Source organism: Necropsobacter rosorum (genome assembly GCF_964241405.1).
Classification (GTDB): Bacteria; Pseudomonadota; Gammaproteobacteria; order Enterobacterales; family Pasteurellaceae; genus Necropsobacter; species Necropsobacter rosorum.
The window spans coordinates 224,110-246,360 of record NZ_CAXSXF010000002.1 but is presented as its reverse complement, the minus strand read 5'-3'; the positions used below and the strand labels follow the sequence as shown (position 1 = coordinate 246,360).

19 protein-coding genes, 1 tRNA gene and 1 riboswitch are annotated in these 22,251 nt (G+C 48.8%); of the genes, 12 read left to right on the top strand and 8 right to left on the bottom strand.

What is annotated here, in order from left to right:
* Positions 1 to 37 precede the first annotated feature (37 nt).
* Positions 38 to 592, bottom strand: a complete 555-nt coding sequence (locus ACESOH_RS05155) for an NAD(P)H nitroreductase (RefSeq protein ID WP_373100143.1) — start codon at positions 590 to 592, stop codon at positions 38 to 40.
* A gap of 186 nt (positions 593 to 778) precedes the next feature.
* Here ACESOH_RS05155 and sppA point away from each other — a divergent pair, with 186 nt between their 5' ends.
* The 5 genes from sppA to ACESOH_RS05130 all read left to right on the top strand — a co-directional run bounded on the left by sppA (position 779) and on the right by ACESOH_RS05130 (position 6,454).
* Positions 779 to 2,659 carry a signal peptide peptidase SppA gene (gene sppA, locus ACESOH_RS05150; protein WP_373100142.1) on the top strand — a complete coding sequence of 627 codons (1,881 nt, stop codon included), beginning with the start codon at positions 779 to 781 and terminating at the stop codon, positions 2,657 to 2,659.
* Between the two features lie 199 nt (positions 2,660 to 2,858).
* Positions 2,859 to 3,926 (top strand): 3-deoxy-7-phosphoheptulonate synthase, encoded by a 1,068-nt coding sequence (locus ACESOH_RS05145; protein ID WP_373100140.1) that lies wholly within the window; start codon positions 2,859 to 2,861, stop codon positions 3,924 to 3,926.
* Between the two features lie 80 nt (positions 3,927 to 4,006).
* Positions 4,007 to 5,131, top strand: a complete 1,125-nt coding sequence (gene tyrA, locus ACESOH_RS05140; protein WP_032092787.1) for a bifunctional chorismate mutase/prephenate dehydrogenase — start codon at positions 4,007 to 4,009, stop codon at positions 5,129 to 5,131.
* Positions 5,132 to 5,293: 162 nt separating this feature from the next.
* On the top strand, positions 5,294 to 6,202 hold the full coding sequence (gene cdd, locus ACESOH_RS05135; protein ID WP_373100139.1) for a cytidine deaminase: 909 nt from the start codon (positions 5,294 to 5,296) through the stop codon (positions 6,200 to 6,202).
* 166 nt (positions 6,203 to 6,368) lie between these two features.
* Positions 6,369 to 6,454, top strand: a tRNA-Leu gene (locus ACESOH_RS05130).
* Positions 6,455 to 6,739: 285 nt separating this feature from the next.
* On the opposite strand, the gene ACESOH_RS05125 is transcribed toward ACESOH_RS05130, so the two are convergent.
* The 4 genes from ACESOH_RS05125 to ACESOH_RS05110 all read right to left on the bottom strand — a co-directional run bounded on the left by ACESOH_RS05125 (position 6,740) and on the right by ACESOH_RS05110 (position 10,403).
* Positions 6,740 to 7,063, bottom strand: a complete 324-nt coding sequence (locus ACESOH_RS05125) for an HI1450 family dsDNA-mimic protein (protein ID WP_373100424.1) — start codon at positions 7,061 to 7,063, stop codon at positions 6,740 to 6,742.
* A 208-nt stretch (positions 7,064 to 7,271) separates the two neighbouring features.
* Entirely contained in the window at positions 7,272 to 7,688 is a 417-nt protein-coding gene (locus ACESOH_RS05120) for a Z-ring associated ZapG family protein (protein ID WP_373100137.1), read from the bottom strand.
* Between the two features lie 137 nt (positions 7,689 to 7,825).
* Positions 7,826 to 9,586, bottom strand: a complete 1,761-nt coding sequence (gene ycaO / locus ACESOH_RS05115; protein ID WP_373100135.1) for a 30S ribosomal protein S12 methylthiotransferase accessory factor YcaO — start codon at positions 9,584 to 9,586, stop codon at positions 7,826 to 7,828.
* A gap of 103 nt (positions 9,587 to 9,689) precedes the next feature.
* Positions 9,690 to 10,403, bottom strand: a complete 714-nt coding sequence (locus tag ACESOH_RS05110) for a class I SAM-dependent methyltransferase (RefSeq protein WP_032092782.1) — start codon at positions 10,401 to 10,403, stop codon at positions 9,690 to 9,692.
* Between the two features lie 22 nt (positions 10,404 to 10,425).
* Between ACESOH_RS05110 and gloB the strand changes: the two genes are divergently transcribed.
* Together gloB and hemA are read left to right on the top strand one after the other, a co-directional pair.
* Entirely contained in the window at positions 10,426 to 11,127 is a 702-nt protein-coding gene (gene gloB / locus ACESOH_RS05105) for a hydroxyacylglutathione hydrolase (RefSeq protein WP_373100134.1), read from the top strand.
* 142 nt (positions 11,128 to 11,269) lie between these two features.
* Positions 11,270 to 12,577 (top strand): glutamyl-tRNA reductase, encoded by a 1,308-nt coding sequence (gene hemA, locus ACESOH_RS05100; protein WP_373100132.1) that lies wholly within the window; start codon positions 11,270 to 11,272, stop codon positions 12,575 to 12,577.
* 62 nt (positions 12,578 to 12,639) lie between these two features.
* Here hemA and purU read toward each other — a convergent pair whose 3' ends face one another.
* Together purU and ACESOH_RS05090 are read right to left on the bottom strand one after the other, a co-directional pair.
* Positions 12,640 to 13,476, bottom strand: a complete 837-nt coding sequence (gene purU / locus ACESOH_RS05095) for a formyltetrahydrofolate deformylase (protein WP_032092779.1) — start codon at positions 13,474 to 13,476, stop codon at positions 12,640 to 12,642.
* Between the two features lie 90 nt (positions 13,477 to 13,566).
* Positions 13,567 to 13,971, bottom strand: coding sequence for an H-NS family histone-like protein (locus ACESOH_RS05090; RefSeq protein WP_373100130.1), 405 nt, complete (start codon positions 13,969 to 13,971; stop codon positions 13,567 to 13,569).
* A 209-nt stretch (positions 13,972 to 14,180) separates the two neighbouring features.
* Positions 14,181 to 14,356, top strand: a riboswitch (Lysine riboswitch).
* A 102-nt stretch (positions 14,357 to 14,458) separates the two neighbouring features.
* On the opposite strand from ACESOH_RS05090, the gene ACESOH_RS05085 reads away from it, so the two are divergent.
* The 4 genes from ACESOH_RS05085 (at position 14,459) to nhaA (ending at position 19,820) form a co-directional block, all read left to right on the top strand.
* Positions 14,459 to 15,985, top strand: coding sequence for a Na+/H+ antiporter NhaC family protein (locus tag ACESOH_RS05085; protein WP_373100128.1), 1,527 nt, complete (start codon positions 14,459 to 14,461; stop codon positions 15,983 to 15,985).
* Positions 15,986 to 16,260: 275 nt separating this feature from the next.
* Positions 16,261 to 17,979, top strand: coding sequence for an acetolactate synthase 3 large subunit (locus ACESOH_RS05080; RefSeq protein ID WP_373100126.1), 1,719 nt, complete (start codon positions 16,261 to 16,263; stop codon positions 17,977 to 17,979).
* The gene (ilvN, locus tag ACESOH_RS05075) at positions 17,979 to 18,470 is read left to right on the top strand and encodes an acetolactate synthase small subunit (RefSeq protein ID WP_032092775.1); all 492 of its coding nucleotides are present in this window, start codon (positions 17,979 to 17,981) and stop codon (positions 18,468 to 18,470) included. Before ACESOH_RS05080 ends, ilvN begins: the two co-directional genes overlap by 1 nt.
* 162 nt (positions 18,471 to 18,632) lie before the next feature.
* The gene (gene nhaA / locus ACESOH_RS05070; protein WP_373100123.1) at positions 18,633 to 19,820 is read left to right on the top strand and encodes a Na+/H+ antiporter NhaA; all 1,188 of its coding nucleotides are present in this window, start codon (positions 18,633 to 18,635) and stop codon (positions 19,818 to 19,820) included.
* Between the two features lie 38 nt (positions 19,821 to 19,858).
* Here nhaA and gntR read toward each other — a convergent pair whose 3' ends face one another.
* Complete coding sequence (gntR, locus tag ACESOH_RS05065) at positions 19,859 to 20,857, bottom strand: gluconate operon transcriptional repressor GntR (RefSeq protein ID WP_032093002.1); 999 nt, start codon at positions 20,855 to 20,857, stop codon at positions 19,859 to 19,861.
* Between the two features lie 192 nt (positions 20,858 to 21,049).
* Between gntR and selD the strand changes: the two genes are divergently transcribed.
* Entirely contained in the window at positions 21,050 to 22,153 is a 1,104-nt protein-coding gene (selD, locus tag ACESOH_RS05060) for a selenide, water dikinase SelD (protein WP_373100121.1), read from the top strand.
* The last annotated feature ends 98 nt before the right edge of the window (positions 22,154 to 22,251 follow it).

Below are 22,251 nucleotides of genomic sequence, written 5' to 3'. Positions count from 1 at the left end.
AAAAAAGACGGATTTTTTAATCCGTCCTGCCGGCGGATTACAGATAGCTGACCAAGTGGCGGAAATCCGCCGCTTTCGGTTCGCGCGGAATTTTTTCCTCGCCGCGGCCCAGCATCAGAAACGCGATAATCTTATCGTTTTCAGTGCAACCTAACGCATTGCGCAGGTCGTTGCCGTTTACCCAAGGGCCGGTTACCCATACGTTATCGAACCCCTGCGCATTGGCCGCCAGCTGCATAGCATAGGTTGCGCAGCCGGCAGCCAGTGTTTGCTCCCAGGCGGGCACTTTGGCGATGTCGGTATTAATTTTGGCAACGACGGCGATGATCATCGGCGCGCGCAAGGCCAAATCCTCGGCTTTTTTTAACCGCTCTTCGCCTAAATTAAATTCATGCACCGCACTTTTCAGCAGCGCGGCAAAGCGCGGCAGGCCGTCTTTTTCGATCACCACAAAATGGTAAGGCTGTAATTTGCCGTGATCCGGGGCGTGCAGCGCGGCCTGAAAAATCTGTTCCAGCTGTTGTTTATTCGGCGCCGGCGGTTGCAGTTTTTTTTCCGAACGGCGGGTGGTCAGCAAATGTAGTGCGTCCATAAATTCTTCCTTTCAATGTAGTAAAAAGTGCGGTCTAGTTTAGCATATTTTTTTAATTCGGATTTATTGAAATGGTGGGTTGTGATATGTTATGAACCTTGGTGACGGCGCCGCTTCGGCGTAAAATAAAACGGCGCATCAATGGCGCTGAATGTTGAGCTTGTTATTAAACCTGACAGAGAAATTATGCGACTTATTATTAAATGTCTGAAATTGTGTTGGCGAATGCTGAATTTTATTCGTGATTTGGTCATGAATGTGGTGTTTTTATTTTTTGTCTTATTCCTTGGGACGATAATCAGCCTGACGGCCGGACTGGTGTATAAAGAAAATGCGGCGCTTAACGGCGATCAGGGCGCGCTGATGCTGAATCTCGACGGCTATCTGGCGGATAACCGTGATGACAGCATGTCATGGCGCAACACCCTGAAACAGCTGGATAACCAATATGTGCCGCGCCAGATTTCCACCTTTGATGTGGTGTATGCGGTCAGTACCGCCGCGCAGGATGAACGCATTAAAGGGCTGGTGCTGGATCTGAACCGCTTTGACGGGGCGGATTTGCCGGCGCTGAATTATGTCGGCAAAGCGATTGAACGCTTCAAACAAAGCGGCAAACCGGTTATCGCTTATGCGGATAACTATACGCAGAAACAATATTTGCTGGCCAGTTATGCCGATGAGATTTATCTCAATCCGATAGGTCAGGTGGCGATCGAAGGCATGTCGGCGGAAAATCTGTATTTTAAATCTCTGCTGGACAAACTGGCGATAACCCCGCATGTTTTCCGCGTCGGCACCTATAAATCCGCGGTGGAGCCGTTTTTGCGCGACGATATGTCGGCGCAGGCCAAAGCCAATATGCAGCAATGGCTGGGGGAAATGTGGCACAGTTACAAAGCCACCGTTGCCCATAACCGCAGCATTACGCCGCAGGCGGTTTTGCCGGAAGGTCAGACCTATCTGCGCCAATTGCAGGCGTTGGGCGGCGACAGTACGGCTTATGCGAAACAGCGTAATCTGGTTACTCAGGTTGCCGACAGATTCACTTTAGAGCAAAAACTGACCGCACTTTTCGGCAAAAATGACGACGGTGAGGTGAAATCCGTTGAGCTGGATCGCTATTTGGCGAGTTTGCCGGATCGGATGACGGCGGACGGTGAGCATAAAATCGCCGTGATCAATGTGGAAGGCACCATTATCGACGGTGACAGTGAAGATCAGGATGTGGGCGGCGACAGTATCGCGGCGTTATTGCGTCAGGCTTATGAGGATGAGGCGGTCAATGCGGTGGTGCTGCGGGTCAACAGCCCGGGCGGCAGCGCCTTTGCCTCGGAGCTGATTCGTCAGGAAGTGGATAATCTGCAACAAGCCGGCAAGCCGGTGGTGGTGTCGATGGGCGGAATGGCAGCCTCCGGCGGTTATTGGATTGCAAGCACGGCGGATTATATTGTGGCGGATCCGAATACGATTACCGGCTCGATCGGCATTTTTGCGCTGTTCCCGACCTTTGAAAACACCATTAAACAGGCGGGCATTTCGGCCGACGGCGTGGCGACGACGGAACTGAGCCGCGGTTCGGCCTTCAGCGGATTGCCGTCGCTCAACGGCGAGATTATGCAGCTGGAAATCGAGCACGGTTATGATCGGTTTCTCTCTTTAGTCAGCAAAGGGCGCAATATGCCGAAAGCGCAGGCCGACAGCATTGCGCAGGGGCAGGTTTGGCTCGGCACGGAGGCGTATAAGCATCAGCTGGTTGATGAATTGGGCGATTTTGATGCCGCAGTCAATAAGGCCGGCGAGCTGGTTAACCGCAAACGGAGCGCAGAAAAACAGGTGGCGCAGTTTGCCGTCGAATGGCTGACGGAAGAGGATAACTCTTTCTTAGGCATGTTGATGAGCGATTTCAAACGCGGCAGTCAAAACCTGTTGAAACAGACGGTGGCGCAATTTATCGTTTTCCCGCAGGAATTCGGGCAAATCAGAAAGCAGCTGAATCTGCTGGAGCGGTTTAATGACCCGAAAGGGCAGTATCTGTACTGTATAAATTGCGCTACCGTGCGCTAAACGCAGAAAACGCAGAAAACGCAGAAAACGCAGAAAAAAATCACCGCACTTTTGAAAGCCGGATAGCACGCCATGTTATCCGGCTTTATGTTTGGCAAAAAGAAAAAAGTGATAAAAGCGGTTGAATTTTAGTGTATTTAAGTGTAATTTAATCCGTACATTTGATGTATATAAAAATTTACAAAAAAGGAAAGCGAAAATGATGAACGTGACACACAAAGACAGTATCCATAATGTGAATATTGTGCATGAAAAAGTGTTGATTACCCCGCACGAATTAAAAGCGAAGCTGCCGCTACCGGCGGAACTGCGCCGCCAAATCGAACAATCGCGCCGCGATATTGCCGATATTATCCATAAAAAGGATAACCGTTTATTGGTGGTTATCGGCCCTTGCTCCATTCATGATCCCCTTGCTGCGGTGGAGTACGGGCAGCGGTTGAAAGCGCTGTCCGATGAATTGAAAGAGACATTATACATTGTAATGCGGGTGTATTTTGAAAAACCCCGCACCACCGTCGGCTGGAAAGGGTTGATTAACGATCCGAAAATTGACGGCAGTTTTGATGTGGAACACGGCTTGCACATTGCCCGCCAGTTGTTGCTGGAACTGGCGGAAATGGGTTTGCCGCTGGCGACTGAAGCGCTGGATCCGATTACTCCGCAATATATGGCGGATCTGTTCAGCTGGTCGGCAATCGGCGCGCGTACTACCGAATCGCAGACGCATCGCGAGCTGGCATCCGGGCTGTCGATGGCGGTAGGATTCAAAAACGGTACCGACGGCAGTCTGGCAACCGCGATTAACGCGATGAAAGCCGCGTCGATGGGACACAGTTTTATCGGCATTAACCAGCGCGGACAGGTGAATTTACTGCATACCGCGGGCAATCCGGACGGCCATGTGATTTTACGCGGCGGCAAACATCCGAACTATCAGGCGGAATTTGTCAGTCAGTGTGAGCAGGCATTGCATGCGGCGGGGCTGGAAAGTGCGATTATGATCGATTGCAGCCACGGCAATTCCAATAAAGACTATCGCCGTCAGCCGGCGGTGGCGGAAGAGGCGGTGCGCCAGATTGTCAACGGTAACCGCGCCATTATTGGCTTAATGCTGGAAAGTAATCTTTACGCCGGTAATCAAAGTGCGGAGCAGCCGGTCAGCGACATGCAATACGGCGTATCCATTACCGACGCCTGTATCGATTGGGACACTTCGGAGCGGCTGTTAAGAACTATGGCGGCGGCATTAGGCAAAAAGGCATGATTTAAACCGCGCGAATTGTCTCGTTGTTGTTATAATGATTGCCCTGAACGGGATGGTTTATATCATAAGGAAATCAATAAGTGGATGCGCTGAAAGAACTGAGAACCGAAATCGATACTCTGGATCGGGAATTATTACAATTATTTGCCAAACGACTGGCGCTGGTAAAGCAAGTCGGTGAACTCAAGCACCGGCACGGCTTGCCGATTTATGCGCCGGAACGGGAGGCGGATATGCTGGCGGCAAGACGGCGGGAGGCGGAAAAAATCGGTGTGCCGGCGGATCTGATAGAAGATGTGTTGCGCCGTTTAATGCGCGAATCCTATAGCCGGGAAAATCAGTTCGGCTTTAAAACCGTCAATCCCGCTATCCGAAAAATTGTGATTGTCGGCGGCAAAGGGAAGCTGGGGGCATTATTCGGACGTTATTTAACTCTGTCCGGTTATACGGTGCAGGCGCTGGGCAGTCAGGATTGGGCGCAGGCGGAAACGATTTTAGCCGGCGCCGATGTGGTGATTGTGTCAGTGCCGATTGTCAAAACCGTGGAAACCATAGAACGGCTGAAACCGTATTTAACGGAAAACATGCTGCTGACCGATTTAACCTCGGTTAAACGTGCGCCGTTAGCAAAAATGCTGGAAGTGCATCGCGGTGCGGTGGTGGGGTTACACCCCATGTTCGGCCCGGATATCGCCAGTATGGCAAAGCAGGTGGTGGTGTGCTGTGAGGGGCGCGATGCGGCGCGTTATCAGTGGCTGCTGGATCAGATTCGGATCTGGGGAGCGACAATCTATCAGGCGGATGCCGCCGAACATGACCGCAGTATGACTTATGTGCAGGCGCTGCGCCATTTTGCCACCTTCGCCAACGGCCTGCATTTATCCAAGCAGCCGGTACAATTGTCTCAGTTACTGGCATTGTCTTCACCGATTTATCGGCTGGAGCTGGCGATGATCGGTCGCTTATTCGCCCAGGACGGCGCACTGTACGCCGATATTATTATGGATAAACCGGAAAATCTGGCGGTCATCGAAAGTCTGCAACAAAGTTATGCGGAAAGTCTGGCATTTTTTGAAAACGGCGATAAACAAGGCTTTATTGATTGTTTTAACCGGGTACGGCAATGGTTCGGCGACTATTCACAGCAGTTTCTGAACGAAAGCCGCCAGCTGCTGCAACAGGCTAATGACAATCGCCGCCATTGACGGCACATGTTCTCAGGCGTCATCGCACGGCGCCTGATTAAAAATTCCGCACAGATAATTTAAATCTTTGATACATCTCACAGAATCGAATTTCCATCAGGGATTTTCGCCTCATTATTCTCTATGATAACCCTATTCCGGTTTATTCAGAGAGGAGCCGTTATGAACACTCAGGCACAAAAACACATTTCGCAGCGCATCCGGCAGGCGTTAAGTCAAATGGAAAATCAAACCCTGGCTCAGGATCTATGGCATATTCTGGGCGAGCAGCATTTTCAGGGATTTTTACCGCACTTTGTGGTTCGCCATTTGTGTGAAAAATATCGCATCACGGATAAACAGCTGGCATTGGCGCTGTTGCCGCTCAGCGCCTGTTATGCCAATCCGACGATTTCTCATTTCAGCGTAGGCGCCGTGGCAAAAGGCGAAAGCGGACATTTTTATTTCGGCGCCAATCAAGAATTCTGCGCCACACATATTCAGCAAACCATCCACGCCGAGCAAAGCGCCATTGCGCACGCTTGGATGCGCGATGAAACGCGCCTGACCGATATTACCGTAAATTACACGCCGTGCGGCCATTGTCGTCAGTTTATGAACGAATTGAACAGCGCCGACATATTACGCATCCATTTACCGCATAATCAGAATAATTTACTGGATCAATATTTACCCGACGCGTTCGGGCCGAAGGATTTGAATATTGCTCATCGTTTATTTGATCAGGAAGATCACGGATTACAATTCTCCACCCAGGACATGCTTGTCCGCACCGCAGTTCAGGCCGCTAACCGTGCGCATGCGCCTTATTCCCGCTGTTATTCCGGAGTGGCGATTCAATTGCAGGATCAACAAATATTTCACGGCAGCTATGCGGAAAATGCCGCCTTTAATCCGAGCCTGCCGGCATTGCAAAGCGCATTGAACTATTTATTGTTAAACGGCAATGAAGTGGAAAATATTGCGCGCGTCGTACTGGTGGAACGACCGCTCACCCTGTCTTACCGCACAATGGCGGAAGAGCTGCTGGCGTATTTGGGCGAAGTAAAACTGGAGTATATTGCGCTATAAAAGTGCGGTGATTTTTAACGTAGTTTATACCTTCAGCAGAAAACGAAGAAAAAACGACCGCACTATCGCGTTTATGCTTAAATTCTGCGCTATTGAAACAATATCTGCATTTTGTAGTTAAATTTTCAAATTTGTTGTGCTAGAATTCATTCCATCAAAAGTTGACGTCCGTGTGGTGGAATTGGTAGACACGTTAGATTCAGGTTCTAATGCTTTCGGGCAGTGCAGGTTCAAGTCCTGTCACGGACACCATATTACAGTACTTTGAAATTTTCAAAGAGATAGAAAACCAGAACAGATAATGTTCTGGTTTTTTGTTTGTCCGCTAAAAATCCCTTTCTATAAGGATTAATTTTTATCTAAAAAAGATACCCCTCTAAATCAAGATTTAGAGGGGTAGAGCTTTGCGTTAATCTTTTCAGATAACTTATTGTAACTTGATTATAACATTGCGAAATATAAATGGGCGTTACAACTATTAAGATTAATTTATAAATTTCAATCAAAAAACCACCGCACTTTGAGTTTAACGCTGCGCTATTTTTTCCAGATGATATGGTATTCTCGCCCTTCTTCGCGGTGAGATATCAAAAATTTAGCGAAAATATCGTCCATTTCATCCTGTTCGTTGAGCAGGCCGATCCAGACTTCGGCGTAGTCTTCGGGGTCAATCAGGACACCGATTTCCTGTTCCCAGTCTTCGGCGGTTTCGACGAATTCAACGGCGCCGCGTTCTTCAAACTGTAGGTTAAACAGCAGAATGTCTGCCGGATCGAGATTTTCTCCCGCCATTTCAAGAAAAATATCGTAGGCGATATCAATTGCGCTATCGGGATCAAGCGGCTGGATGTGATTGGTCATAGTCATTCTCTGTAAACCGGTAAAGTTAAATCGGCGTTATGATAGCATAAAATAAAAAGTGCGGTCGATTTGATTTGCGTTTATCGCTTGCGGCAGGCTAAGCTGCCGGTGCGTTGTGATGTATTTATGTCGTCGCCGTATAAGCGACGGACGGGCAAGGGCATAACGATGGCGAATCCGAAATTCGCCATTGTAGGCTGTCGGTCGGTTATTTTTCCGCTTTCAGAATGCCGGAAGAACCCTCGGAATAATCCCGCGGCTGGCCGTCTTTATTCTGAGCGGTATGTTCGTCCGGTTCGTTATTATGCACGATAAGATTCTGCGTGAATAATGCCTTATCCGCCAGTTCGGGCAGCATTGCGGTGGATGATGAAGCCAGATGGCGATAAAGTTTCTGGTAATCCTGTGCCAGGGTTTTCAGCAGCTCGGCGCTTTCGGCGAAATGTTTTTCCAGCTGTTGTTTTTGAGTACCGAGTTCGTTTTTGACCTGCTGTAGTTCCGCTTCGGTTTTCACTTGTTTTTTCACCGAACCTTTGGTTAAACGTAACAGCAGATACCCGATAATTACGCCGACAACCAGACCGATAAGCGCAGCCTGCCACATTTCGCCAGTCCAACTTTGCATAATATACTCCTTATAGGTGTGAGCGAAAAAGATCGTTTGTTAGCATAACGTTAAATTGAATTGATTTCTTTGCGCCGGATCACAGTATGATAAATCGGCGCGCAGCCTTTTACGCGCCGATGTGCACAAAGAGCGGTTTAGCGCCAGTTTTCGCGTTTTGCTTTTTGCAGTTTTGCATAGGCGGTCAGCAATTTCTGATGAGCGTGAAAATGCTGTAGTCGTTCGTCGTCGGCGGGCAAATCGTAAAACGGATTGCCGCCCTGTATGGCTTGCCAGGCAAATTCCAGCGCCGTTTTACCGTACATTTTCTCAAATACCATGCGGTATTGTTCCAGTGTGCGGGTTTGGTCGGCAAACAGCTCCAGAGAGCTGATTAAACAGCGGTAATAATTGGCGCGCGCGGCGCTGAAAACCGAAGCATTCATATTTAATGTCCAGTTCGCCCATTCCAGCGCATTGTCCAGATCCTGCAAGGCCAGATACAGCATGGATTTTAATTCCCCGATGCGCAGCGTTGTCCAGCCCGATTGAGCGGGGGCGACAATACCGATAAATTCACGCACTCTGGTGGCATCGTCAATGCCTTGTTCATCCAGCTCCGTCAGCAGTTCCTGATAGGTTTCGCGGTCGTGATGGAAATGCGGCAGATCCAGCAAAATTTCCCGCCAGTCCATGCCCATGTTGTTATTGGCGTAAATCAGATCATCGGCAGGGTAAATATCCGACATGCCGGGTACGATAATGCGGCAGGCGTACACACCCAGATGGGTGTAATCCATAATATATACCTCTTTTTGCAGCGCCCGGAAAATCGCCATCAGATTATCGTATTCCTGATGGGTATCGCCGGAAAAATCCCAATCGGCGAACGGATAATCCGCCTCTTGTTTGAACAAATCCCATGAAATCAGCCCGCTGGAATCAATAAAATGAGTTTCCAGATTGGCATGGTCGGCCACATCATGATTATTGAACGACGGCGGGGTGAACACATCCAGATCCTTTAAGCTGCGCCCTTGCAATAATTCCGTTACCGTGCGCTCCAATGCCACCTGAAAGTTCGGATGGGCGCCGAAAGAGGCAAAACAAGTGCCGTTGTGCGGATTCAGTAAAATCACGCAAATGACGGGATATTGGCCGCCCAACGAGGCGTCATAAGCCAAAATCGGAAAACCTTCCTCTTCCATTTTCCGGATTGACGCCTGCACGGAAGGATAGCGCGCCATCACCTGTTGCGGGATCAACGGCAGGCTGATCGCCTCGGCGATAATTTTATTTTTCACATAGCGCTCAAACACTTCCGACAGGCCTTGCACGCGGGCTTCATACAGGGTATTGCCGGCGGACATGCCGTTGGACACATACAGATTTGCGATAAGACTTTGCGGAATATAAACCGTGCGTTGATCCGACTGGCGTACATAAGGCAACGCCACAATGCCGCGCTCCGCGTTGCCGGATTGCAAATCGACCAGCAATTCCGGCGTTAGTTCATGATTGGGATCATAATAATCCAGCAGTTCCTGATTTAATATGCCTTCCGGCAGCTGGGCGTCATTTTCAATCGGAAACCATTTTTCCGACGGATAATGCACGAAATCGCCGTTGGCGATGTCCTGACCGAGATAAAAATCGGCGAAGAAATAATTGGTGGACAGACGTTCAAAATATTCGCCCAGCGCAGAGGCCAGCGCGGCTTTCTTGCTGGCACCCTTACCGTTGGAAAAACATTGCGGGCAGTCTTTGTCGCGAATATGCACGGACCAGACATTCGGCACCGGATTCAGCCACGAGGCTTCTTCAATATGAAAGCCAAGTGCGGTCAGTTTTTGTTGAAATTTGGCGATACTTTCTTCAAGGGCGGCATCTTTACCGGGAATAAAGGTTTGTGCTGTCATGGGCTTTTCTCTTGTGGGTTAAAGCTGTGCATAATAGGGGAGTTTGGCGGGGCGGGCAAGTATAATCTACCGTCGCTTGCCCGTGCAGAGCGCATTTTGCCGTTTAGTTTTCCTTAATCTGCTTAAAGGCGCTTGCCGGTTCGAGATTGCCGGCGGTGCGAAAGGCCATTTTCTGCGGTTGCAGGGTAAGCGGATATACGCGTTTTTGCGCACAGATTACGGTTAATGGCGAAAACAGCCGCTGTTCAGGGCGCAAGGGTAAATGCTGTTGCGCCAGAATATCGAAATTCAGCAGTTCCAGCCAATCGATAACCCGGCACAGTAAATATTGCCGGAAAGGAAAAGGCGTTTGATGTTTCAGACCGAGCGAGCGCTTAAACAACAGTCGGCTGAACGGATTAAACAGTGAAATAAACAAATAGCCGTCATCACGGAGTACGCGGTTGACTTCGCGCAGAATCTGGTGCGGATCCTGACTGAAATTTAAAATATTGATCATCAGACAGGCATCAATGGCGTTTTCAACGAAAGGCAGCTCCAGCGGGCTTGCCTGTATCAGCGAGAGAGACTGAGCGGCGCAAAGTGCGGTCAGATTTTCATCGATTTCGGCGGACACAACCATTTGGTGACAGCGCGCTGCATCACAACGGATTGCGGCGCTAAGGCCACCGATTTTTAACAGCTGATCGCCGGGAATTTTCGCAAACCAATTGGCAAAATAGCGGTTAAGTGCATTACAATACTGATCGCCGCGCTGTAACTGCTGCCAGCTGGTAGGCTGATTCATGGCGGTGGGGTATTTTGCGTTCCATTTCATTATTAACCTCGAGGATGATTGCATGTTATTTCCGATTCCTGCGCTTCATGATAACTATATTTGGGTTTACGGACGAGAAAATTTGCCCGTAATTGTGATCGATATTCCGGAAACGAAGCCGTTGTTCGACTTTTTAGCACAGCATCAACTGACGGTGGAGGCGCTGCTGCTGACGCATAAACATGATGATCATGTAGGCGGCGTGGCGGCATTTAAGCAGGCTTATCCGCAACTACCGGTTTTCGGCCCGGCGGAAACGGCGGATAAAGGCGCAACCCGAATTGTTGACCAAGGCGAAATCCGCACAGCCCATTACCGCATTCAGGTCATCCCCTGCGGCGGACATACGGCACAGCATGTCAGTTTTGTGATCGACGGACATTTATTTTGCGGCGATACGTTGTTTTCCGCCGGCTGTGGCCGCGTATTCAGCGGCGATTATGCGCAGATGTTTGCCTCGCTGCAACGGCTGAAAGCGCTGCCCGATGAAACGCTCCTGTGTCCGGGGCATGAATATACCCTGAGCAATCTGGCTTTTGCCGCCACGCTGGCGCACAATCAGGTCGCAGTGCGCCGCTATCAGGAACAGGTTAAATTATGGCGGGCGGCGAATCAGCCCAGCGTGCCGACAACATTAGGCTTTGAGAAAACCATTAATCCGTTTTTACAGGCCACCACGGCGGCGGAATTTACCGCCTTGCGCAAAGCGAAAGATAATTTCTAATCAAATCAGGTTATTCTGATCAAAAATAAAGAATCCGATTTGCTACAGTGAACATAATTGCTTAAAATGACAGGGATTTATTTTTCCGTTTTGAGTGTGTGGGGATGTTGAGCGCAAAGTGCGGTCAATTTTCAACAAATTTATGACAATTCTTGTGTTAGGTATCAACCATAAAACCGCTTCCGTGGCATTGCGTGAAAAGGTCGCTTTTTCTGATGAAAAGCGGCTTTTGGCATTACGGCAAATCCGGCAGTCCGCACTGGCCGACAGCGCGGTAATCCTCTCCACATGCAACCGCACGGAAGTGTATTTGCATAATAAACAGATCCCGCCGCAGGAAGCCGCGCAGTGGCAGCAACGCTGTATCAACTGGTTTGCCGGGGCGCATGGTTTAAACGTGGATGATCTGAACGATTGCCTGTATTCGGCGCAAAATCAACAGGCTACTGCGCATTTAATGCGCGTTGCCTGCGGGCTGGACTCTCTGGTATTGGGCGAGCCGCAGATTTTAGGTCAGGTAAAACAGGCATATCAAATCAGTGAGCAGTTTTATCAGCGCCACGACGGTGCGGTATCCGGTGAGTTTTCGCGGCTGTTTCAGAAAACCTTCGCCACGGCCAAACGGGTGCGCACGGAAACCGATATCGGTGAAAATGCGGTTTCCGTCGCTTATACGGCCTGTACGCTGGCGCGTCAAATCTTCGATAGCCTGCGCAAACTGAACATCCTGTTGGTCGGCGCCGGGGAAACCATAGAACTGGTCAGCCGCCATTTGCTGCGTCACGGAGTAAAAAGCCTGACTATTGCAAACCGCACCTTAGCCCGCGCGCAGGCGCTGGTCGAAAAACTGGAGACGGATCAGTATATTCAGGTGTTGTCATTACCTGAATTGCAGCAAGGCCTGGATCTGGCGGATATTATTATCAGCTCGACCGGCAGCCAGCAGATTCTGATTACGCAGGATATGGTGCGGCAGGCACAGCAAAAGCGGCATTATCAACCGATGCTGATTGTGGATATTGCCGTGCCGCGCGATGTGGAGGAAGCCGTCGGCGAGCTGGAAAGCGTTTATCATTATACGGTGGATGACTTACAGCATATTATCCAGCGCAATGTCAGCCGCAGGGAACAAGCCTCGGCGCAGGCGGAAACGATTATCCGGCAGGAAAATCAGGATTTTTATCAATGGCTGAAAGTGCATCAGTTTTCCGGCTTGATCCGCACTTATCGCAACAGCGCCGAACAAATCCGTCAGGAGCTATTGGAAAAAGCGCTGTTATCCCTACAGCAGGGCGAAAACCCTGAGCGCCTGTTACAGGAACTGAGCTATAAACTGACCAACAAGCTGCTTCACCAACCGACGAAAGCGATGCAGAATATGGTGAAATCCGGCAATGCACAGGGCTTGCAGGCATTTTCCGACAGTCTGGACGGCGTAGCGGAAGAATAAAGGTCATGAAAAAAGTGCGGTGTTTTTTACCGCACTTTTTCTTTTCACCGTACTTTTTCTTTTTACAGCACGATAGTTTTATTTTGATAGACAAAAATCCGATCGTGCAGCGCAAGATCCAGCGCGCGGGTCAGCACGCTTTTTTCCACATCACGCCCTGCGCGCATCATGGCATCGGCGCTGTAGGTATGGTCGATATTGATCACGTTTTGCATGATAATCGGGCCTTGATCCAGTTCGTTATTAATAAAATGGGCGGTCGCGCCGATAATTTTTACTCCGCGCTCATAAGCCTGTTGATAAGGTCTGGCGCCGATAAACGCCGGCAGGAAGGAATGATGAATATTAATCACTCGGTTCGGATAACGGGCGACAAACTGGGGATTAAGCACGCGCATATATTTTGCCAGTACGATGTAATCCGGGGCGTATTGGTCGATTTTTTCCGCCAGAAGCCGGTCATGCTCAACCCGGCTCAAGCCTTCGTGGCTTACGCAGTGAAACGGCACGTCAAAGCGCTCTACGAGGCTTCTTAGGGTTTCATGGTTGCCGATGACCGCGGCAATGTCCACATCCAGACCGCCGTAATAGTTTTTCATCAGAATATCGCCGAGACAATGGGCTTCTTTGGTGACCAGAATCACAATCCGTTTGCGCTTGGCACCGATTAAGCGGTTATTGGTGCCTTGCGGCAGGCTGAATGCCAAATCCGCGAGTAAGGTTTCCGGATTAAAAATACCCTGTAATTCGGTACGCATAAAAAAATGTTTGGTTTCAAAATCCACAAATTGATTATTATGAATAATGTTCAACTGGTGTTTATAACAAATATTGGTAATTTTGGCGATTAAACCTTTATCGTCAGGACAATCGGTCAGTAATATTTTATTTTCGATCATAATATTGTGCCGCAGTGCGTGTCAGGTGATAAAAAAGCAAAAACCCATAAATATAATTAAATATGGGTTTCGGATAAATAATAAATGCGGTTAAATTTCAAAATCAGTTAATGATTTTCCCGCATTCAGCGCATTTTGAATCGCGCGTGGCGTTCTTCCCTGACCGGTCCAGGTTTTGCTTTCGCCGTTTTCATCGGTATAGCGGTATTTGGCGGGGCGCGGCGTTCTTTTTTTGCGTGGCGGGGTGGCTTCCGTATTCAGGATTTCGGCTAGTTCTTCGGCGGTGATGCCGTCTTGTTTTAATAATGCTCTGTATTTTTCAATCCGTTCCTGACGTTCGGCTTCCTGCTGTTGTAAGCGGGCGGCGGCTTCCCGTTTTTCCGTCGCAACGGCTTGTAATTTATCCAAAATACTTTCTAATTGTGGCAATGTTAATTCACGGGCCGCTGCACGCAGACTGCGAATATTTGTTAATGTTTTTAATATTTCGCTCATTTTTATTCCTCTGGAATGATTAAGAATTAATAAAAGAGATTTAAATCGGTCGCTGCATAATAACGAAAATATGCGGTAAGGTAAATCTTATTTTAAATTAAATCACCTGTTTTTTTATATGGGGAGGCGAAAAGTGCGGTTAAAAAATAAAAAATTTTTATTTTTGCTCTTGGCATTTTTATCAACTTATTGTAATCTTTGCTGCGTCCTATGTATGTAGAGGTGCAGCTATTATAAGTATTTTTTCTGAGTGGATAGCGATGAGGGAAAAGGAAAGGAATGGTTGCCGAAATCAGTTAAGAGTCATCTTAATTGGTTGGGGGCGTCATCGAAAGAGACGTCACTGTCATAGTCTTGTTAGTCACTATGGAGCGCTACTGGTTAGGTTAGGTCATGACTTGTTTACCTGCCTTTTTATTTTAAATCATACCCATCCTTTAAAATAGTTAACTTCAGTGGTTCTCCCTTATTTTTAGGTAGAACATAAATGGAACTTGTAGATTATTCCTCCTCCTTGTGGTCGGTTGTACCGCCGATTCTGGCTTTATTGCTGGCAATTATTACGCGTAAAGTGATTTTGTCGTTAAGTGTCGGGATTATTGTCGGGTCATTCATGCTGGCGGATTTTCATCCCGGCGATGCGCTGACTTATTTATTCGGTAATGTGGCTTCGCTGGTGTATCGCGGTGAAGACGGTCTGAATTTCGACACCATCAATATCATTTTATTTTTATTATTATTGGGTATTCTGACCGCACTTTTAACCGCCTCGGGCAGTAACCGGGCTTTTGCCGAATGGGCGCAGAAGCGGATTAAAGACCGTCGCGGCGCGAAACTGATGGCGGCGTCGCTGGTTTTCGTCACTTTTATCGACGATTATTTTCATAGTCTGGCGGTGGGCGCAATTGCCCGTCCGGTTACGGATAAATTCAATGTCTCGCGCGCCAAACTGGCCTATATTCTGGATTCCACCGCTGCGCCGATGTGCGTAATGATGCCGGTATCCAGTTGGGGGGCGTATATTATTACGCTGATTTCCGGCTTGCTCGCCTCGTATGCGATGACGGATTATTCGCCGATCGGTGCGTTTATGGCGATGAGTGCGATGAACTTTTATGCGATTTTTTCCATTCTGATGGTGTTTTTCGTGGCCTATTTTTCCTTTGATATCGGTTCTATGGCAAGACATGAGAAGCGGGCGCTGGAAAAGGGCAACGAAAGCGAAGACGTGCAGTCCGGCGTCACCGGCCATGTGCGTAATCTGTTTTTGCCGATCATCGTGTTAATCGCCGCAACGGTTTCCACCATGTTATACACCGGTAATCAGGCACTGGCGGCGCAAGGACAACCGTTTTCAGTATTGGGCGCCTTTGAAAATACGACCGTCGGCATTTCGCTGGTTGTGGGCGGTTCCGCCTCCATTGTGATGGTCACGCTGTGCATTTTGTTTGACCGTCAGATCAGCATGGCGGATTATGTGAAATCCTGGTCGGTAGGGATGAAATCCATGCTCGGCGCCATTTTAATTCTGTGTTTTGCCTGGACGATTAATAATGTGGTCGGCGATATGAAAACCGGGACTTATTTGTCCGGTCTGGTGTCGGGGAATCTGCCGGTCGCCGTACTGCCTGCGCTGTTGTTTGTTTTAGCCTCGGTGATGGCGTTTTCAACCGGCACCAGCTGGGGAACGTTCGGGATTATGCTGCCGATTGCCGCTGCCATTGCGGCAAATGCCGCGCCGGAGTTAATGCTGCCTTGTCTGTCGTCGGTGATGGCCGGTGCGGTGTGCGGCGATCATTGTTCTCCGGTTTCCGATACGACGATTTTATCTTCCACCGGAGCGAAATGTAATCATATGGATCATGTAACGACTCAGCTGCCTTATGCGCTCACGGTTGCCGCGGCGACTATTGTCGGCTATCTCATCGTCGGCGTGACGCAGTCGGGACTGTTAGGATTTATTGCGACCGGGGCGAGCTTAGCGACCTTGATTTTCCTGTTTAAGAAGCGCTGATTTGCGATCATTATCACGCTTTCGAATAAAAATATTTAATTTTGTGTAATTTATAAAATGCGGCATAAAGTCGCATTTTTTTGTATTTAAGTGATTTTTTATTTATAAAATTCTTTATTTTTCATAAAAACAATATTTAAATCTGTAAAATTTGTTATTTTATAAGGTTCGTTGCGTAAATTTTGATAGACAAGCCATTCTGATTCGGGTAAAAATATCGACAGAAATTAAACAGTCAGCCGGCAGGAAAAGTGCGGTGAATTTGAGAGGTGAAAATGAAAAAATTATCCGGTGCAGAAATGGTAGTGCAGTCCCTGCGCGATCAGGGCGTTAAATATGTTTTCGGTTATCCCGGCGGTGCGGTACTGGATATTTATGACGCTATTCATACCTTAGCGGGCATTGATCATATTCTGGTGCGTCATGAACAGGCGGCGGTACATATGGCGGACGGCTATGCCCGCGCCACCGGTGAGGTCGGCTGCGTGCTGGTCACTTCCGGACCGGGTGCCACCAATGCGATAACCGGCATTGCCACCGCTTATATGGATTCCGTGCCGTTGGTGATCTTTTCCGGTCAGGTAATGTCGAATCTTATCGGCAGCGACGCGTTTCAGGAATGCGATATGGTGGGCATTTCGCGTCCGGTGGTAAAACACAGTTTTCTGGTTAAACGTGCGGAGGATATTCCCGCCGTCATTAAAAAGGCATTTTATATCGCCTCGACCGGACGGCCCGGCCCGGTGGTGATCGATATTCCGAAAGATGTGGTGAATCCGAACCATAAATATCCTTACCATTATCCGGAAGATATTGCTCTGCGTTCTTATAATCCGACGGTACACGGGCATAAAGGTCAGATAAAAAAAGCGCTGAAAGCCTTACTGGTGGCGAAAAAACCGGTGCTGTTTGTTGGCGGCGGCGCGATTACGGCCAACTGTCATGAACAGTTGAAACAGTTTGCCAAGCGGCTGCATCTGCCGGTTACGTCATCATTAATGGGGCTGGGCGCTTATCCGGGAACCGATGAACAGTTTCTGGGCATGCTGGGCATGCACGGCACTTTCGAGGCCAATACCGCAATGCACCACAGCGATTTGATTCTGGGCATCGGCGTTCGTTTTGATGATCGCACCACCAATAATCTGGCAAAATATTGCCCGCATGCCAAGGTGATTCATATTGATATCGATCCGGCCTCGATTTCCAAAAATGTGCCGGCGGCGATCCCGATTGTCGGCAGCGCCGACAGTGTGCTGGATGAATTTTTAGCCTTGTTGGAAGATGAAAATCTGGTCAGATCGCAGGCGGATCTGAGCGATTGGTGGAAACAGATTGAAGAATGGCGGGCAAGAAAATGTCTGGAGTTTGATCGCCATAGTCAGGTGATTAAACCGCAGCAAGTGATCGAAACCGTTTACCGCCTCACTCAAGGACGCGCCTATGTGGCGTCCGATGTGGGTCAGCATCAAATGTTTACTGCGCTGCATTATCCTTTTGCACAGCCGCGTCGTTGGATCAACTCCGGCGGTCTCGGCACCATGGGATTCGGCTTACCGGCCGCGCTCGGTGTGAAACTGGCTTATCCGCAGGAAACCGTCGTTTGTGTCACCGGCGACGGCAGTATTCAGATGAATATTCAGGAGCTTTCCACCGCACAGCAATATGGGATTCCGGTGGTGATTATTAGCTTAAATAACCGTTTTCTCGGCATGGTAAAACAATGGCAGGATTTGATCTATTCCGGGCGCCATTCGCAGTCTTATATGGATTCGCTGCCGGATTTCGTTAAACTCACCCAGGCCTACGGGCATGTCGGTATTCAGATAGATACGCCGGACGAACTGGAAGAAAAGCTGGCGCAGGCGTTTGCGCAGAAAGATAAGCTGGTTTTTGTGGATGTGAGAGTGGATGAAACGGAGCATGTTTATCCGATGCAGATTCGCGGCGGCGCAATGAATGAGATGATTTTAACTAAACCGGAGAGTGCATAATGCGTAGAATTTTATCAGTCTTATTGGAAAACGAATCGGGCGCATTGTCGCGTGTCGTCGGCTTATTTTCCCAACGTGCGTTTAATATCGAAAGCCTGACCGTGGCGCCGACCGATGACCCGACCTTATCGCGCATGACCATTGAAGCCTATGGCGATGAGCAGGTGCTGGAGCAGATCGAAAAACAGCTGCATAAATTGGTGGATGTGTTCAAGGTGATGAATCTGAGCGATTGCGACCATGTTGAGCGAGAAGTTATGCTGGTCAAAGTCAAAGCGCAGGGAACCTCAAGAGATGAGCTGAAACGTCTGACGGAAATTTTCCGCGGGCAAATTGTCGATGTGAGCCAAAAATCTTATACTATTCAATTAGTTGGCACTAAAGATAAACTTGATGCTTTCGTGGCGACGGTAAAAGAAGAAAGCCCGATTATTGAAATTGTGCGTTCCGGTTTAATCAGCCTGTCGCGTGGTGAGAAGAACTGTTTGTAACCTGATTGATCAGGCGCTGAAAAGTGCGGTCGGATTTTTAACAGAAAACCGACCGCACTTTATTTTTAATTTAACAATGAATAAATCGGATTTTTGTTGACCGAAATTTAATATTTATGTTAAAAGAATATATGTTTTTTATTATTTTTATTAGGAGAGTAAATGGTTCAATATATTAAGTATTTTATGAAACTCGAGTCGTCCAGCGGTATCATGCTGCTGTTTTTCGCCGCATTTGCCATTTTGTTGGCAAATACTCCGTTAAGTCACTTCTATTTTGATTTTCTTGATGCGCCGGTGGTGGTGCAATTCGGTTCGATCGTCGAAATTAATAAACCGCTTTTAATGTGGGTGAACGACGGGTTTATGGCGGTGTTTTTTATTCTGGTCGGGCTGGAAGTGAAACGCGAATTATTGGTCGGTGCGATTTCCAGCTACCAGAAAGCGATTTTCCCGGCTATCGGCGCATTGGGCGGTATGGTGGTTCCCGCGCTGGTTTACTGGTTGATTAACCGGGATTTTCCTGCCTATCAGGACGGCTGGGCGATTCCCATGGCGACGGATATTGCCTTTGCGCTGGGAGTGCTGGCTCTGTTAGGCAGCCGGGTACCTTTTGCGTTGAAAATCTTTTTGCTGGCGTTAGCGATTATTGATGATTTGGGCGCTATCGTGGTGATCGCTTTATTTTTCTCTCATGATTTGAGTACCCGCGCATTAATATTAGCGACCATCGCTATTATCGGGCTGATTTTGTTGAACCGTTTTAAAGTCTCCAATCTGGGCGCCTATGCGATTGTCGGGCTGGTATTATGGGTTTCAGTGTTAAAATCCGGCGTGCATGCGACATTGGCCGGGGTAATCATCGGCTTTTGTGTGCCGTTGAAGGGCAAACGCGGACGTAAAGTGCTGCATGATATGGAACATGCGTTGGCGCCGTGGTGTTCGTTTTTTATTTTGCCGTTATTTGCCTTTTCAAATGCGGGCGTGTCTTTATCGGGCATGGGCTGGGAAACCCTGACATCGCCACTAACCTTGGGCGTGAGCTTGGGGTTATTGCTGGGTAAACCGCTCGGCGTGTTTTTATTCAGTTATTTCGGCGTCAAATTGGGGATTGCCAGATTATCCGAGGGCATCAACTTTAAGCAGGTTTTTGCCGTGTCGGTATTGTGCGGAATCGGTTTTACCATGTCGATGTTTTTATCCGGCCTTGCCTTCGGCAGCAGCAACAGCGAATTAAATACCTTCGCCCGTCTGGGTATTCTGCTGGGTTCCGGTGCGGCGGCGATCATCGGTTATCTTTTACTGCGCTGTTTTACGCAGCCGAAAATACCGGCGCCGGAAAGCCGTTAAACAATGAAGGGCGACTGATTGTCGCCCTTTTTTATGCGCTAAATGCTGTCGCCCAAATGTATCTGATAGCCTAAATTGATCATACTGCTTTGCTGCGGAATACCATTGAGGCGGTTTAGCAGCTCTTGCGCCGCGGTTTTGCCGATTTCAAGCCGCGGCGTGATGACGGTGGCTAACTGCGGCGTCATGGATTGCCCCACATCATGCCCATGAAAGCCGGCGATGGCGATTTGCTGCGGTATTTTTATTCCCAATCGCTGACACTCAAATAACGCACCGATGGCCAAATCGTCGTTGGTGCAGAATATGCCGTCGGTTGCGGGATATTGATGCAGCGTCTGGCGTAACAGCGTAGCCCCCAAGGTAAACGACGAGGGTTGTTCGGTGATCAGGCTGTGCGGTTGCAAACCGTATTTGCGCATGGCCTGTTCATAACCCTGCATTTTTAGTTTCGTCCGTTTATCCATACGGGCGGTAAAATAAACGACGTGTTTATGCCCGCGTTTAATCATCGTTTCCACCATGGAGTGCGCCGCGGCAATATTATCAAAACCGATGCTCTGGCGGATCCCCACGGCGCTACAGTCCATAATTTCAATCACCGGAATATTGGCCACTTCCAGCATTTTCAGCGTGCGTTTACTGTGCTGATTTTCCGCTAAAATCAGTCCGTCCACATTGTAGGACAGCAGACTTTCTATGCGTTGTTCCTCTTTTTGCTCACTGTAACCGTAGTGCGCCAGCATGGTTTGATAACCGGCATTATCGGTAATCAGTTCAATACCTTTCAGAACATCGGCAAAAACCTGATTGGTCAACGAGGGCAGCAGCACACCGATGGCACGGCTTTTCGCATTGGATAAAATATCCGGCGCCCGGTTCGGAATATAACCGAACTGTTCTATTGCCGCGGCGATTTTCTGTCGGGTATCCGGTGCGACGGAAGCGGGATTACGCAAATAACGGCTGATCGTCATTTTGGTAATGCCGAGATGATCGGCGATATGCTGTAGGGTCGGGCGTTTACGTTTATTCATTGCCATTCAGTAAGTGCTGTTTCGGAGTATTCTAACCCATTAATCGGAAGAGAAAAGAAAAATTTATTAAGCGGCGGTCGAAGATGGCGTGAAGCGGCGCTGAAAAATTTTATCGAAATTAACCGCACTTTATATCTAAAAGCGTATAATGCGAAAACCACTTGTCATTTTATTACTCGCGGGAGAAAAAATATGGAAGCACAACATTCACCACAACATCTTAATGAAGTTCAAAGTGAGCTGGAGGAAACCGTCGCGCATACGGTTCGGCTGACACAATACAGCCACGGTGCAGGCTGCGGTTGTAAAATTTCGCCGAAAGTTCTGGAAACCATATTGCATTCCACCATGGAAAAACGGCTTGACCCTCATCTGCTGGTCGGCAACGAAACCAAAGATGATGCCGCAGTTTATGACATCGGCAATAACATCGGGATTATCAGCACCACCGATTTTTTTATGCCGATTGTTGATGATCCGTTCGATTTCGGCCGCATTGCCGCAACGAATGCGATTAGCGATATTTTTGCGATGGGCGGCAAGCCGATTATGGCCATTGCTATTCTCGGTTTTCCGATTAAATTATTGCCGCCGTCCGTTGCCCGCCGGATTGTGGAGGGCGGTCGTTTTGCCTGTCAGCAGGCGGGGATTTCGCTGGCCGGCGGTCATTCTATCGACGCACCGGAGCCGATTTTCGGGCTGGCGGTAACCGGCATTATCGACACGCAAAAAGTCAAAAAGAACGCTTCCGCACAAGCCGGCTGTAAATTGTATCTGACCAAACCGTTGGGGATCGGCGTGCTGACCACGGCGGAGAAAAAAGGAAAACTCAAATCGGAACATGCGGGATTAGCCACTGAAGTGATGTGCCGCATGAACAGTATTGGCAGTCAGTTCGCCGAGATTGAAGGCGTGACGGCGATGACCGATGTCACCGGATTCGGCCTGTTGGGACATTTGTCCGAAATCTGCGAAGGTTCCCATTTAAATGCGAAAGTGTATTTCGATAAAATCAAAACATTAGACGGTGTGCCGCGCTATATTGAAAAAGGTTGCATACCGGGCGGCACCAGCCGTAATTTCGACAGCTACGGGCATAAAATCGGCCCGATGACGGAGTTGCAGAAAGCGATTTTGTGTGATCCGCAGACCTCCGGCGGCTTGCTGATTGCGGTAAAACCGGAGGCGGAAGCGGACGTTTTCGCCGTCGCCGGTCAGCAGAATATTGAGTTATTTGAAGTCGGCGAACTGATTGAACCGCAGGACGATGCGGTGCTGATTCAGGTGCTCGGCTAAGTGCTGTAAACGGCAGATGGCATTTGCCGTTTGAAGGATATTTGAAGGATAAAGGGCGCATGGGGCGCCCTTTTGCTGTGCGGCGATATTGTCGGCCG